The following is a 14460-nucleotide window of genomic DNA, read 5'->3' on the forward strand; positions in this document are numbered from 1 at the left end:
GCTCAAAAATATGTCATAAGTGTTCTAGATTCATTATAATTCTCATTTTGGTGCCTGGCACCACCCGTAGGAAAAGCACCCTTTAGCTGAATAAGTTCAATTCTAAATATGATTTATTCATTTAAATGTTTGTAGTCTAATACTTCTACCTTAAAGCCATGGCTACATCCAATTTTAGGACTATCACAAGATGGAGATACTCTTACTTTAACCAAGTCTTTTGCATATTCAAATGGATTATTGTTCCTGTTAGGAACTTGAATTCTTATTGAAATATCATAAGAATGATTGTTGTTATAAATAATATTAACAATCCTCTGTTGCTGCCAGCCAAAACCAGAAGCCTCTTTTCCTCCATACTCTTTTATTACCCTTTTATCTATTGCTGGAAATATAATATCTCTAATAATATCTTCTGGTGTAACATACCAGTCTTCTGCATAAGGTTTAATTTCCTTGGGCTCTGGAGGTTTAGCATTGACCAAGTTATCTGTGGCAAACATTAATAAAATCGTAAAGAGAACAATCATTTTTTTCACGATGCACACTCCTATAATTTTTACTGTTAGATTTCGCATCTTCAATTAGTCTTATCCACAACAGCTACGAACGTCTTTTTTCTTTTATTGATTAGGAAAAAAATAGAGTTGAAAACAGATTGAATAGGGTGTAAAATTACACTAAATGATACATAAATTACTTATAGAAGAGGGCCGATGAATAAGGAGCATATAATCGAACTTGGGGAAACCTTCGTTTAGAAAAGGAGTTAGGAAAAGTTAAATCATTATCTGAAATTTAGGAGAGGGGTAATTCATAGGTGAAAAATATTTTACTAACTTTATCGATTTTGATCGTAATATTAGGAAGTGCCTTTGTTATTCCGAAAGCTTTTGCTAAAGATACAGGAAAAACAACTACTAATGATACAGAAAAGATAACTGCTAAAGATTTAAAAACAATCATTTGAACAATGGGTTAAAGAAAACGAAGAGGAATTTATGCCTGTATACCAAAAAGGTTTAGATGAACATGTGTTTGAAATTCCATTATCTTATAACGAATGGATAAAATTAAACCATTATGGGCAGTCACCTAACTGATATTAAAGAGGAAATATAGAATAATAGTTACGATTATTAATACAGGTCATATTATCACCCGTCTACCTGGACGTTAGAGTGGATTTCGGGTCCAAAGAATCCTTGAAACTGAAAAACTTCGCCATTTGTAAATCTGGTGGAGTTTTTTATTCTTTTTCGCTATGATGAAGGTAAAATACTATTCATTGAGAAGTAGTAGAATTGATAGGTGAATTACGGTGAGAGAGAATAATAACCTCGAAGACGGCAGACATTTAAGGTCCATAATAACCCGAAATAAAATCATCAAAGCTGCACACGTTGTTTTTTTACGAGAAGGCTTTAGAAATACAACGGTTAAACAAATAATGGCACAAGCAAATATCGGCTATGGCACTTTCTATGGTCATTTTAAAGGAAAAGATGACCTATTAATTGTATTAATGGAAAATGTGATGTCCAAATTCTTTGCGATTGCGAACAGCCCATTTTTCCCTTTATCGAAGGAAAATGCAAAAGAGATCATTTTAAGCCAAGTATTAAATTTCCTGAAAATAGCTGATACCGAAAGAGATATTATGAAAGTTTTTTCAGAGGCGATTGGTCTCTCCCCTATTGTGCATCAAAAATGGGAAGAAATTAGGCTGAAATTTATCCAAAGTATTACAAAAGATATTACCTATTCCCAATTTAAAGGGCTGGCTCGGACGGATTTAAAGGCAGAAATTGTGGCTAGAAGCTGGTTCTTCTCAAACGAAATATACCAATGGGAAATTGTTTTTAATAAAAGTAATTTTTCACTTGAAGAAATTGCATCTTCCTTAACTACAATGTATGTTGATGCGATATATTTTTAAAAAAGAACGGATAGATTGATAAGCTGAAACAATTTGACATGATGTCATAAATAATTGTTACTTGTTTAAAAACTTATCGTTAAGCTTCAATTTTGGTAGAATTTGTGTTTATTCTGCGTATGAAAAAGTATGACTTTCTATTGTTGTTTTGCAATCAAACAATACTATGAAAGGCATGCTTTTTTATTTTTTCGCATTGTGGGCTGAAACTAGCTATTTCGAGAAAATCTAATAATAAATATATATTTTTTCTTAACATTATGTCCAAAATATAGTCTGAAATATTATGGACATGATGTCGGGTATATATTATAATCAGAACTATAAGAATATACAGTATATTCTGAAATGAAGTTCGACACTTTAAAAGGCTGCAAATTTTTATCCGAAAAAAGGAGAGGAGGATTAATTGAAAAAAGGAATTACTTTTATCTTTCCATAGATTGACTTCTATTATCCGAGGTGAGGAAAATGAAAAAGAATGATAATTTCCAAGATATTATTGAAAGGGAGAAAGGATTAAATAAGAGTTTAAAAACCTCCCAGCTTACGATGATTGCCATTGGCGGTGCGATAGGAACTGGATTATTTTTAGGTAGCGGTCTAGCAATTGGCAGTGCGGGTCCAAGCGTAATAGTAAGCTATGCGATTGGCGCATTAATCGCTTTGCTGCTGATGGGGTGCCTTTCTGAAATGACAGTTGCTCATCCGACTTCAGGATCATTTGGTGCTTACGCCGAACGCTATTTAAATCCTTGGGCAGGGTTTACTGTTCGTTATTCATATTGGTTTAGTCTTGTTTGTGCAGTTGGTACAGAAATCACAGCAGTTGCCATTTACATGAAATATTGGTTTCCGACCGTTCCGGGGATTGTATGGATCTTACTATTTTCTGCGACGCTTCTTTTTGTAAACGCTACCAGTGTAAAAATGTTTGGTGCTGTTGAATATTGGTTCTCCCTTATTAAAGTTATCGCCATTGTTGGTTTTATTATCTTAGCGGCCTATGTCATTGTTGGAGGAAATCACACGAATATCGGAACACAAAATCTAACTATACATGGTGGTTTTTTCCCAAATGGGTTTTGGGGAATGTGGATTGCAATCTTTGTTTCACTCTTTAGTTATTTAAGTATTGAAATGATTGCCGTTAGTGCCGGGGAAGCGGAAGACCCTGAAAAAGCAGTGCCAATTGCACTTCGCTCTGCGGTTATTCGTCTTATCTTATTTTACCTATTAACGCTTTTCCTTATGATCATGATTGTACCGTGGAGTTCCGCAGGTTCAGACAAAAGTCCATTTGTAAAAGTGATGGAGATTCTTCATATTCCAGGAGCAGCAGGAATCATGAATTTTGTTATCCTTATTGCTGCTCTTTCAGCTATGAATAGTCAATTATATATTTCTACTCGAATGATGTTTTCGTTATCGCGCGCGGGATATGCCCCTAAGAAGTTAGGCCAGTTAAGCAAAAATAAAGTTCCTGTTATTGCTTTATCTACTTCAGCAATCGGGATTGCAATAGCGGCGGTTTATTCAGTTATTTCCCCTGATACAGCATTTGTACAAATGATCTCAATTTCAAGTTTTGGTGCGATGTTTGCTTGGTTCATGATTTTTGTGACACATTTCTATTTCCGTAAAAAGTGGGATCAACAGGGTGGCCGGAAGCTTCCTGTACGAATGATTGGTTATCCTTACTTAACCATTTTGGGTGCAATTTTGTTAGCGTCTGTCGTGTTATCTACTTGGTTTTCTCCTATGTTTAAGGATACCTTACTAATTGGCTTTCCGTGGTTAATTTTCATATCAGTCGCCTATTTTATTTGGAAGAAAACGAAGTCAAAAAGTCACGATGAAAGTATAAGCAACAAAGGCGCCGGCTTATAAAAATTTATTAAACTAATATAAAGGGTGACATAAAATGGTAAGGTTTGAGAACAGCTTGGAGTTTGCTAAGCGGAAGGACCGTGAAGATGTCTTAAGCGATATACGGGAGCGGTTTAGTATTCAAGAGAATGTGATCTATATGGATGGAAATTCATTAGGTCTATGTTCGAAGGATGCAAAAGAGGCATTGTTCCATGTGATTGATCTTTGGGAAAAACACGGAATCGGTATTTGGGATGTCGAGGACAGTAAATATTTTCTCTATCAAAAAGTTTTAGGTGAAAAGCTTGCACAATTGATCAATGCCGAGGCAGACGAGGTAACGGTTATGACTAATACGACCATTAATATCCACCAAGGAATTAGTACCTTTTATAAGCCTACACCGGAACGTTACAAAATTTTAGTGGATGATCTTAATTTTCCAACTGACCGATATGCTGTCGACAGTCAAGTAAGATTAAAAGGGTATGATCCAAGAGATGCAGTTAAGGTCATTCCAAGTCCCGATGGAAATCTAATTTCCGAGGATGCCATTATTGAAGGAATGACAGATGACGTGGCGTTAATACTGCTTCCGTCCGTCTTGTACAGAAGTGCGCAGCTGCTTGATATGGAACGGATTACCGCGGAAGCACATAAAAGAGGCATAATAATTGGCTGGGATTTGTGTCATTCTATTGGGGCTATTCCACATGATTTCAAAAAGATCAATCCCGATTTTGCAGTTTGGTGCAATTATAAATATATGTCCGCCGGGCCGGGTGCCATTGCTAGTTTCTATATCAATAAAAAGCATTTTGGAATGGAGCCAGGCTTGGCGGGGTGGCATGGAAATAATAAAGAAACACAATTCAAGCTGCTAAATGATTTTGATCATGAATTAAATGCTCATGGATGGCAGACAGGAACGCAGCCGTTATTTTCAATGGCGCCGCTAGAAGGTGTTTTGAAGATCTACCATGAAGTCGGCATGGAGAAAATTCGGGCGAAATCATTGGACATTACCGCATATTTAATGAATCTTGTCGATGAACGTCTGGTTAAGTATGGTTATTCCATTGGCAATCCTCGTGAAGATCATAAACGCGGGGGTCACGTATGTCTTGTACACGAAGAGGCCTACAGAATTTGCAAAGCATTGAAAAAACACGGTGTGATCCCCGATTATCGTGAACCGAATGTAATAAGACTTGCGCCTGTTGCACTTTATGTTTCATACGAAAACGTATATCGTCTCGTAGAAATACTTGAAGAAATCGCTATTAATAAAGAATACGAGAATTATAGCAATACTCGAACTTTGGTTGTATAAATCAAAAACCGAAACTAAATTAAATAGTGGGATCATCATGGAAAAGGGACATCGTTTTGATGTGCCTTTTCTCTCTTTATTGCCTGAACTGAAGGTTTACGTTTGTATTTGTCATCGAATGGCCACTAGGATTAACTTTCCATCAGATTATGGAGATACTCTTGCAATAGGGATGAAAATTCAGAATTTTATTGACGAATGCTTGCTTCATACTATACTATTAAATCATACTTAAATATTTACGAATGATATTCGGTAATGTCGAATGGAGGAGGAGAAAAATGGCTGAACGCCTAATCCAATCTATAGAACGAGCAGCAGACATCCTCGAATTGTTTCTGGACTTTGATCAGGAACTAAGTGTAAAGGACATAAGCGTTAAACTTGGATTGTCTAAGAGTACCGTTCACGGTCTTATCAAGACCCTTGAATATCGAGGATACTTGCAGCAAAACAAGGATGATTTGAAATACAGGCTTGGCCTGAAGCTATTTGAGCTTGGAAACAGGGTTAGTCATCAATTTGATCTTGGAAAAATTGCCCGTCCTGTTATTAAAGAACTTGTAGATGAATTAAAGGAAACCGTTCACCTGGTTGTCTTTGAACGCGGAGAAGTCATTTACATTGAAAAGTTAGACGGTCCACGGGCATTAAGAATTTACTCTCAAGTTGGAAAGCGTGCTCCGATTCATTGTACCGGGGTAGGAAAGGCGATTCTAGCTTTTCAAGAGGAAGAAGAAATGGAAAGGCTTCTCTCAAATTCAGATTTGGAATCGTATACAGAGTACACAATGACCAATAAAGAAGAGTTGAAAAAACATTTACTTCTTATTCGAGAACAAGGCTATTCCATCGATGATGAAGAAATTGAATTAGGACTTAAGTGTGTAGCCGCACCAATATTTGATCATCATGGTCAGGTGATAGCGGCGATTAGCTGTGCAGCTCCTAAGGTAAGAATGGATAACCTGAGACTTTCTGAAGTCAGTAAGCAAATTCAACTAGCAGCTGCAAGTATTTCACAGACCATGGGTTACAAAACCAAACCAGCACATGTGTAGGCTTGGATACAAAAAAATTGATTCATACAAAGGAGGAGAATATTTTGTCAAAAGTAAAAGTTGCTATTTTAGGTTCAGGAAATATTGGAACCGATCTCATGATTAAGCTTGGACGCTCTGATGTTTTAGAGCTTACCGCTGTAATTGGGATTGATTCAGAGTCGGATGGTTTACGACGTGCAAGAGAATTAGGGTATTTAGCAATTGATACAGGTCTGCAAGGATTTCTGGAAAACCATTCTGACTTAGCGGATATCGTGTTTGATGCTACCTCAGCAAAAGCTCATGTCCGCCATGCCAAAATGTTAAAAGAGGCTGGAATTAAAGCCATCGATATGACGCCGGCAGCCCGTGGGCCATTTGTTGTTCCATCCGTTAATATGGGGTCGAATATCGAAGAAGCAAATATTAACTTGATTACCTGCGGTGGTCAGGCAACCATTCCGATGGTTCACGCGATAAATCGTGTCAGCCCTGTGGAATATGCTGAAATAGTCGCGACGATTTCAAGCAAAAGTGCTGGCCCAGGAACACGTGCGAATATTGATGAATTTACTGAAACCACTTCGAGAGGAATTGTAGAAGTTGGCGGCGCGAAAAAAGGGAAAGCCATCATCATCTTGAACCCGGCAGAACCACCAATTTTGATGCGGGATACCGTCTATGCCCTTGTAGAAGAGGGAACAATGGATGAAGCAAAAATTACGCAATCCATTAAAGAAATGGAAAAAACGGTTCAATCCTATGTGCCTGGATACAGACTGCGTACAGAGCCAATATTCGATGGAAATAAAGTGACCATCTTTATCCAAGTCGAAGGGGTTGGGGACTACTTGCCTAAATACTCCGGCAACCTTGATATTATGACAGCAGCAGGAGTTAAGGTAGCCGAAGAATTTGCGAAAAATCAATTAGCTTATCAGCTAGTTAAATAGAAAGGGGTCTTACCAAATGACAAACGCCCGGGATATTTATATCACAGAAGTCGCATTACGTGATGGTAGCCATGCGATTGCCCACCAATTTACGGTTGAACAAGTCCTAAAAGTAGCAAAAGGGTTAAATGATGCGGGAGTTCCTTATATCGAGGTTGCACATGGCGATGGCTTATCGGGTTCCTCCTTACAATATGGTCTTTCTAGAACCAATGAAATGGAATTAATCGAAGCAGCTGTTTCGGTTGCTGACAAGGCTAAAATTGCTGTTCTTTTAATACCGGGTATTGGTACGGTTAAGGAATTAAAAGAAGCGGCAAGCTTGGGTGCCAAAATGGCACGGATTGCCACTCATGTGACGGAAGCGGATGTTGCTCCCCAACATATTGCAGCAGCAAAAGAACTAGGAATGGAAACGGTCGGATTTTTGATGATGTCCCATATGGCACCGGTTGAAAAGCTTGTAGAACAAGCCAAATTAATGGAAAGCTATGGTGCTGATACGGTGTATGTCGTTGATTCGGCAGGAGCATTACTTCCTAATCAGGTCCGCGAGCGGATTCGTGCCTTGAAACAAAGTTTAGGAATCAATATTGGCTTCCATGGCCATAATAACTTGTCTCTTGCAATGGCGAATTCATTAGTTGCTATAGAAGAAGGGGCAACACGCATCGATGGAAGTGTCCGCTGTTTAGGTGCCGGAGCAGGTAATACACAAACGGAAGTACTTACTGCTGTGCTGGACCGGATGGGAATTCAAACAGGAATCGATGTTTATAAAATGATGGATGTAGCCGAAGAAATTGTTGCACCAATTCTGGAAACACCACAGGAGATTACTAGGGATGGTCTTGTTCTAGGATATGCAGGTGTCTATTCAAGCTTTGCGCTTCATGCGAAACGGGCTGCAGCTAAATTCGGTATTGATTCACGCGATATTTTAGTAGAATTAGGCAACCGCAAGGTAGTCGGCGGTCAGGAAGATATGATCGTTGATGTAGCTGCAGAAATTGCTAAAGCAAAGGCCGAAGCGGTACTGTAATAAATAGAAGAAAAGAGAAGCCAACCACCTATATGTAAGTAGTTGGCTTTTTTCTATTATTAAAAATGGGGATCATTCATTTTCTTCTATTATATATGCATGTATGGGGGTGTTCTTAAATAAACATCCACTACACAGACTGTTTTGGGCGATAAAACTCTTTGGGAATTGGCCCGAAAGTTCTACGGTGATACAGCATTGGATCTTGATCTTGATTGATTTGCAGGTCTGTCACTTCTCCAATGAATACGGTATGATCGCCCGCTTCAATGGCTTTAAATGTTTTGCATTCAAATACCCCAAGAACACCATCGATAATAGGTAATCCATTGCTTGAATGTTTCCAATCGCATGTACTAAAACGGTCAGGATGTTTAGTAGCAAACGTTTTACAAAGTTCTACCTGTTCTTCTGCCAATACATGAACAGCAAAATTCCCACTTTCTTTAAATTCCTCAAGTAAGGAAGATCTGTGATCGATAGACCATAGAACCAATAGTGGATCAAGCGAAACAGAAGCAAATGAATTTACTGTTAGTCCCACAGGTGTTCCATCTTCTTTTTTGGTTGTAACGATGGTCACTCCGGTCGGATAGTTTCCCATAATTTGTTTAAATAAGTCTTGTTTGGTTTCTTTTTGCATGTACTCTTTCTCCTTTTCTGTTGAAATGGATTGCATTTCTACTATTATAAACAGAATATTTAAAACTCTAAGTCTCTACATCCAACATTATGAAATTTCGTAAAATTCTTTTGATAAGGAAAATGTAAGCATTTACTATTTAATGTTTGTGATAAGAGATAGTCTATTTTATAATTAAAATTATGTACATATTTTGAATTTTCCGAAATGTTGATTTCCTTTTATTTATTTTAAAGAAGGTTTGAATTTAGGAGAGTGAGTTAATATTGATTAATTCAGTAAGTAGAGCATGCCAAATTTTAAATTGTTTTACGCAGGACGAACCCGTTTTAGGAAATGCAGAGATTGCAGAAAAGCTGGGATTGAGTACAAGTACTACGCATCACCTTATTACAACCCTTTGCAAAGAGGGGGTTTTAATGAGAGATGTGGACAAAAAGTATCGGCTTAGCTGGAAAATACTTGAATGGAATAATAATGTAATGTTTCAGCAAGATTTTTATGATAAAGCGATGCCATTAGTAAAAGAATTAATAGTGAGATTTAAGGGGACAGCGCATATTTCCATGTTTGATCAGGGAGATGTAGTCCATGTGTTAAGAATTAATTCCAAAGATTTAGATTCTGTTCCAACGTATCTCGGGGTAAGAATGCCTGCCTATTGTACAAGCGCAGGGAAAGCATTACTTGCTTACAATAACGCTTATCTTCAAAAAACAGTCGAAAAAGGATTAACGAGACAAGGTCCGAATACCATTACCGATGTTAAGCTGCTTGAAAAGGATTTGAAGTCTGTTCGCGAACAAGGTTACGCCATAAGCGATAATGAAAATGATACGCGCACCTATGCCATAGCTGCTCCAATTTTCTCCTATTCTGGGGAAACAATTGCTTCCGTTAATTTAGTTGGCCCAATAAACTATATGAAGGGGCTTCATCGTCAACACATTATCCAAAGTGTTGTAAATACGGCTAAAGCCATTTCCCGAGAGTTGGGCTACATTGAGTTAAAAAGTGCCAATAAGAAATATGCCAAAAGATAATTCTATTTAAGTTTAGATTATTTAAAAATAAATCCAAAATTTTCATAAAAATTTCACTATTTTAAATCCTGTGATCGAAGTATATTGTTTTCTTAAGTATAGTGATAAACAAATAGTAAAGATTGGAGGATTGAAGGACTTAAAGATTACGAATTTGTAAACGTTATCATTTACTTTTAGGTCTTATGAATGTGCTTACTGCCTGCCCTTGGCAGCATAAACTAATCCAACTGTCTAATGAATTCTTAAAACGCAAATACTCGAAACAGGGATACATTTAGCTGACAATTTTTATGAAATTTGGAGGGAATAACGAATGGGGATCAGAACAGGAGAACAATATATTAACGGTTTAAGATCTCGTACACCAGAGGTCTGGCTTCGCGGTGAAAAAATCACAGATGTGGTGAATCATCCAGTATTCAAACAACCAATTAAAGAGATTGCTAAGTTGTTTGATTTACAACATGACCCTGAATACCAAGATAAAATTACACATATTTGCGAAGAGACTGGCGAACGGGTGAATAATGGGTATCTTATTCCTAGAAATGGGGAGGATCTTAAAGCACGCCGGCAGCTATTTGAAATATGGGCTGAATCTACTTTTGGTTTGATGGGCAGAACACCGGATTTCCTTAATATTGTTGTGACATCCATGGCAACAAATGATTGGTTTTTCCGTCAGTATGGTGAACAGTATGGCGATAATATCATTAACTATTACCGCTATATTAGAGATAATGACTTGTTCTTGACTCATGCTATCGTAAACCCGCAGAATGACCGCAGTAAAGCTTCGTTTGAGCAAAATGATGAGTTTTCTCACCTTGGGGTAGTAAAAGAAACTGAAGCGGGATTAATTGTACGCGGTGCTAAAATGTTAGCAACTCTTGCACCTATTACAGATGAAGTAATCGTTTATTCCTATCCAGGATTTAAGCCGGGCGATGACAAGTATGCAATTTCGTTTGCACTTCCACTTGACACTCCTGGGCTTCGTATTTATTGCCGTGAAGAAATGCAAGATGGCAAACGTTCTACTTGGGATCATCCATTAGCATCGCGTTTTGAGGAAATGGATGCGATTTTAGTATTTCATGATGTCCTCGTACCATGGGAACGAGTATTTATTAATCAAAATGCAGAAGCAGGAAATTTACTTTATCCTAAAACAGGTGCAAACCTGCAGCCTTCCCATCAGTCTGCCGTCAGAGGTTTGTGCAAGCTTTCCTTTGTAACAGATGTTGCCTGTTCAGTAGCAGATGCCATCGGTGTAGATGGATTCTTGAATGTACAAAATCAATTATCTGAACTGATTCAGGGTGTAGAGACCATTCGGGCTTTGGCGCGAATTGCCGAGTATGAATATACGCTGACAGACCAAGGAGAAGCTTTGCCAAACATTGTGCCGTTGGAAACAATCAGGGGATTGCTTCCAAAAATGTATCCTAGGGCCATTGAAATATTACAGACGATTGGTGCAGGAGGCCTGTTGATGTCACCATCGGGGGCAGATTTTGTCAATCCGGAAATCATGGAGGACATGGAGAAATATTATGTCGGTCGATTAGGCGTATCTTCGGAAAAACGAGTCCGTTTATTCAAATTGGCATGGGATTTATGTGGAGAGGCTTTTGGTCAAAGGTTATTACAATATGAACGTTATTATTCCGGTGACCCTGTCCGTAAAATGGGAATGTTCTATAATGTGCATAAGAAAAACAATCCATCCTATCCGCTTGTGGAACGGGCATTAGAAGAATCTCTGCTTATGTCCGAGGAATATAAGACCAAGGTGCAAAATGTGTAAAAAACACCATGAAGAGAGGTAATCCATTGGAAGTCCATCAAACTGACAGTCTTCAATTACCTGGATCAGTTGTTGCTATTGGTGCCTTCGATGGTGTGCATCGCGGACATCAGGCTGTGATCCGTGAGATGGTAAAAAACAGCCGTTTAGAAGGGGTGCCGAGTGTTGTTTATACATTTGATCGATCCCCTCGTTCTTTTTTTCAAGGGGCGCAAGTATTGACAACGCCTAAAAAGAAGATTCAACTGATGGAAGATTTAGGGGTAAATCATATCGTTCTTGCCAATTTCGATCAACAATATTTGCAGCGAACAGCCGATGACTTTATCGAAGAGGTATCGTTATTGAATCCTTTAAGAATTTTTGTTGGTGATGATTTTCGCTTCGGCCATAAACGGACGGGAGATGTTACATTATTAAAACAGCATTTTGCAGTACCGCCGATTCCTCCTGTTCGCAGTATGGATGGAGAAAGGATTTCTTCCACCAGAATTAGAGAACTTATTTTACAGGGAAAACAAGAGCAGGCACTTCCACTTCTTGGTTGGACCTAATTGTTCAGGGGACTGCCTCTCCGAGTATTAAATAGCACAGCCAGCAATTTCAGCTGGCTGTGGCTTTTTATATCTGTCATAAATTTATTGCGCAAAACCGCAGCAGATCCTGCGCTATGGGTAAAATTCCTCCAAATAAAATAAAGACAGTATAACCAGTTTTAAAAGCTTAAACTAGTTATACCGTCTATAAGAAGAATCTATTCTACCACATGGAAGCTAACATCGTTCATTCCGTCAAATTTGACGGAAATGTAGTCGCCAGCGTTAAAACGGACCGCTTCGGTAAGGGAACCTGCTAGGATAATTTCACCGGCTTTCAGTGATTTTCCTTTCCGGCTGAGCATAGCTGCCAGCATAGAGATAGACAGTGCAGGGTGCCCTAAAATAGCGCAGCTGGTTCCGAAGGCTTTCGCTTCGCCGTTAATGAATATGGTTGCACCGACTAAATCGGATTGGAAATCCTCAGGTTTACGTAAGCTGTCCCCGAGAACCACTCTAGATGCGGACGTATTGTCGGCAATTACGTCGGGAAGAGTGAACTTGAAGTTTTCATACCGGCTGTCGATGATTTCTAAGGCAGGGAAAATGTACTCGGTTGCATCTAAGACGTCTTCAACCGATAAATTTTCTCCTTCTAAGTCTTTCTTTAATACAAAGGCCAGCTCCGCCTCTACTTTCGGATGAATCAATTGGCTGACAGAGATGCTGCCGCCGTTTTGAACTTTCATATAATTAAACACATAACCGAAGATCGGCTCTGTAACGTTCATCTGGGTCATTTTTGCTTCACTTGTCAGCCCCATTTTTGGGCCAAAAATGCTATCGCCTGCTTCCAGTTTGATTTTGATGATTTCATCTTGGATTTTATATGCATCCTCTACCGTCAGCTCAGGATTTTCTGCGGTAATTCTAGTTACTTCTCTTTTATCCAGTTCTGCTTGATGAAGAAATTCAGCAAGTGAATGTATTTTTGTTGCTTCCACCGTTTTCACCTCATTAATAGTTTTTCATGATCCGAACACGTCTTAACTAAAGCTAACTGATACCTCTCCTAACCCTGCGAATCGGGCTGTGAATTGGTCTCCAGGGTTGACGGCGACTGCTGCGGATAGGGCTCCTGAAAGGATGATTTCCTCAGCCTTTAATGGAATATCATACTCTGCTAATTTTGTAGCAAGCCATGCAACACAATTGGCAGGATGTCCAAGGGCTGCTGCACCGACACCAGTATTCACTAATTTACCATTTTTATATAAGCCCATACCTAATTGGGCGAGGTCTACCTCTGAAACTGCAAATTTTTGTTCTCCAAGGACATATAAGCCGGAAGAGGCATTATCGGCAACGGTGTCCTCAATAGTAATCTTCCAGTCTTGGACGCGACTATCGACAATTTCAAAAGCAGGGACAATATATTCTGTTGCCAAGAGCACATCAAGGGACGTGATATTAGGGCCTGTTAAATCCTTTTTCAGCTTAAAGGCAATTTCCGCCTCGATTTTAGGCTGACAAAGAATATTTGCTGGAATAACGGAATTATTTTCATATTCCATGCCATTTAGAAGGTGACCGTAATCAGGCTGGTTTACCCCAAGCAAATCCTGCATCGCCTTTGAGGTAAGACCGATTTTTTTCCCTGTTATGACTTGCCCTTGATTCAGCTTATCCTGAATGTTGATCAGCTGGATTTGATAAGCTTCATCAATGGTTAAATCAGGATTGTCAGCTGACAGGGGGGAAATTCCTTCTCTTTTTTGCTCCGCATTGCGGAGAAGAAGAGCAAATTCTTCCGTTTTTTTACTAGATTGAACAGTCACTTGAACTCTCTCCTTTTTATCATTCGCTTTTTAGTTTGGTGCCGATAGCAAAACGATTTGCTGGAACCTCATTTACTATCACACGAACAGATTCGATGGGTGCATTTAAGCTTTCCGAAACCGTTCGGGCTACATTTTTCATACAAGTTTCAATCACTTCATTATCCCTGCCTTGCACGAGTGTAATTTGAACAACTGGCATTTTTTCACCCCAAATCATGAACAGGAATAGAAAAACATCCCCTTGTTCGACAATATCGAATGTCGTTCTTAAATATTGATACTTCTATTATAAATTAAACACAATAGGTAAAGTCAACATATTTTTAGTTTATTTTGAAAATTAATTGATTTCTATACCTAACCGTTCCCTTGCTTATGAAAAGGGAGTTTCTTATAATAAAT

The 14460-nt window shown here is 38.6% G+C and carries 15 protein-coding genes; 10 read left to right on the forward strand and 5 right to left on the reverse strand.

Annotation, left to right across the window (positions count from 1 at the left end):
• Positions 1-113 precede the first annotated feature (113 nt).
• Positions 114-530 (reverse strand): hypothetical protein, encoded by a 417-nt coding sequence (locus AA980_RS17900; RefSeq protein WP_034724194.1) that lies wholly within the window; start codon positions 528-530, stop codon positions 114-116.
• Positions 531-820: 290 nt separating this feature from the next.
• On the opposite strand from AA980_RS17900, the gene AA980_RS27280 reads away from it, so the two are divergent.
• From AA980_RS27280 to dmpG, 7 genes are all read left to right on the forward strand, one after another.
• Positions 821-970, forward strand: coding sequence for a hypothetical protein (locus AA980_RS27280; protein WP_156351186.1), 150 nt, complete (start codon positions 821-823; stop codon positions 968-970).
• A 351-nt stretch (positions 971-1321) separates the two neighbouring features.
• Positions 1322-1939 (forward strand): TetR/AcrR family transcriptional regulator, encoded by a 618-nt coding sequence (locus AA980_RS17905; RefSeq protein WP_024028841.1) that lies wholly within the window; start codon positions 1322-1324, stop codon positions 1937-1939.
• Positions 1940-2410: 471 nt separating this feature from the next.
• The gene (locus tag AA980_RS17910; RefSeq protein WP_024028840.1) at positions 2411-3829 is read left to right on the forward strand and encodes an amino acid permease; all 1419 of its coding nucleotides are present in this window, start codon (positions 2411-2413) and stop codon (positions 3827-3829) included.
• Between the two features lie 34 nt (positions 3830-3863).
• Entirely contained in the window at positions 3864-5144 is a 1281-nt protein-coding gene (kynU, locus tag AA980_RS17915; RefSeq protein ID WP_024028839.1) for a kynureninase, read from the forward strand.
• A 281-nt stretch (positions 5145-5425) separates the two neighbouring features.
• On the forward strand, positions 5426-6205 hold the full coding sequence (locus AA980_RS17920) for an IclR family transcriptional regulator (RefSeq protein WP_024028838.1): 780 nt from the start codon (positions 5426-5428) through the stop codon (positions 6203-6205).
• A gap of 44 nt (positions 6206-6249) precedes the next feature.
• Positions 6250-7140 carry an acetaldehyde dehydrogenase (acetylating) gene (locus AA980_RS17925; protein WP_024028837.1) on the forward strand — a complete coding sequence of 297 codons (891 nt, stop codon included), beginning with the start codon at positions 6250-6252 and terminating at the stop codon, positions 7138-7140.
• Positions 7141-7156: 16 nt separating this feature from the next.
• On the forward strand, positions 7157-8182 hold the full coding sequence (dmpG, locus tag AA980_RS17930) for a 4-hydroxy-2-oxovalerate aldolase (RefSeq protein ID WP_024028836.1): 1026 nt from the start codon (positions 7157-7159) through the stop codon (positions 8180-8182).
• 130 nt (positions 8183-8312) lie between these two features.
• On the opposite strand, the gene AA980_RS17935 is transcribed toward dmpG, so the two are convergent.
• Positions 8313-8825 (reverse strand): flavin reductase family protein, encoded by a 513-nt coding sequence (locus AA980_RS17935; RefSeq protein ID WP_024028835.1) that lies wholly within the window; start codon positions 8823-8825, stop codon positions 8313-8315.
• A gap of 266 nt (positions 8826-9091) precedes the next feature.
• On the opposite strand from AA980_RS17935, the gene AA980_RS17940 reads away from it, so the two are divergent.
• From AA980_RS17940 to AA980_RS17950, 3 genes are all read left to right on the forward strand, one after another.
• Positions 9092-9868 (forward strand): IclR family transcriptional regulator, encoded by a 777-nt coding sequence (locus AA980_RS17940; protein ID WP_024028834.1) that lies wholly within the window; start codon positions 9092-9094, stop codon positions 9866-9868.
• A gap of 316 nt (positions 9869-10184) precedes the next feature.
• A complete protein-coding gene (locus AA980_RS17945) occupies positions 10185-11681 on the forward strand; it encodes a 4-hydroxyphenylacetate 3-hydroxylase family protein (protein ID WP_024028833.1) in 1497 nt (498 codons plus the stop codon).
• 26 nt (positions 11682-11707) lie between these two features.
• Complete coding sequence (locus AA980_RS17950) at positions 11708-12235, forward strand: FAD synthetase family protein (protein WP_024028832.1); 528 nt, start codon at positions 11708-11710, stop codon at positions 12233-12235.
• Positions 12236-12435: 200 nt separating this feature from the next.
• Here the strand turns inward: AA980_RS17950 and AA980_RS17955 are convergent, their stop codons facing one another.
• From AA980_RS17955 to AA980_RS17965, 3 genes are read right to left on the reverse strand one after another with little or no spacing between them, the layout of a single operon-like run.
• Positions 12436-13221, reverse strand: coding sequence for a 2-keto-4-pentenoate hydratase (locus AA980_RS17955; RefSeq protein WP_024028831.1), 786 nt, complete (start codon positions 13219-13221; stop codon positions 12436-12438).
• A 42-nt stretch (positions 13222-13263) separates the two neighbouring features.
• Positions 13264-14055, reverse strand: coding sequence for a 2-keto-4-pentenoate hydratase (locus AA980_RS17960; RefSeq protein ID WP_024028830.1), 792 nt, complete (start codon positions 14053-14055; stop codon positions 13264-13266).
• 19 nt (positions 14056-14074) lie between these two features.
• The gene (locus AA980_RS17965) at positions 14075-14257 is read right to left on the reverse strand and encodes a tautomerase family protein (protein ID WP_034724189.1); all 183 of its coding nucleotides are present in this window, start codon (positions 14255-14257) and stop codon (positions 14075-14077) included.
• Positions 14258-14460: the final 203 nt, after the last annotated feature.

This window comes from Neobacillus vireti (assembly GCF_001026695.1).
Classification (GTDB): domain Bacteria; phylum Bacillota; class Bacilli; order Bacillales; family Cytobacillaceae; genus Neobacillus; species Neobacillus vireti.

Bases quoted from the DNA above. Each gene is read 5' to 3' on its own strand.
- AA980_RS17920 (WP_024028838.1), top strand. From the start codon at position 5,426: ATGGCTGAACGCCTAATCCAATCTATAGAACGAGCAGCAGACATCCTC.
- AA980_RS17945 (WP_024028833.1), top strand. From the start codon at position 10,185: ATGGGGATCAGAACAGGAGAACAATATATTAACGGTTTAAGATCTCGT.
- AA980_RS17910 (WP_024028840.1), top strand. From the start codon at position 2,411: ATGAAAAAGAATGATAATTTCCAAGATATTATTGAAAGGGAGAAAGGA.
- kynU (WP_024028839.1), top strand. From the start codon at position 3,864: ATGGTAAGGTTTGAGAACAGCTTGGAGTTTGCTAAGCGGAAGGACCGT.
- AA980_RS17965 (WP_034724189.1), bottom strand. From the start codon at position 14,257: ATGCCAGTTGTTCAAATTACACTCGTGCAAGGCAGGGATAATGAAGTG.
- AA980_RS17935 (WP_024028835.1), bottom strand. From the start codon at position 8,825: ATGCAAAAAGAAACCAAACAAGACTTATTTAAACAAATTATGGGAAAC.
- dmpG (WP_024028836.1), top strand. From the start codon at position 7,157: ATGACAAACGCCCGGGATATTTATATCACAGAAGTCGCATTACGTGAT.
- AA980_RS17900 (WP_034724194.1), bottom strand. From the start codon at position 530: ATGATTGTTCTCTTTACGATTTTATTAATGTTTGCCACAGATAACTTG.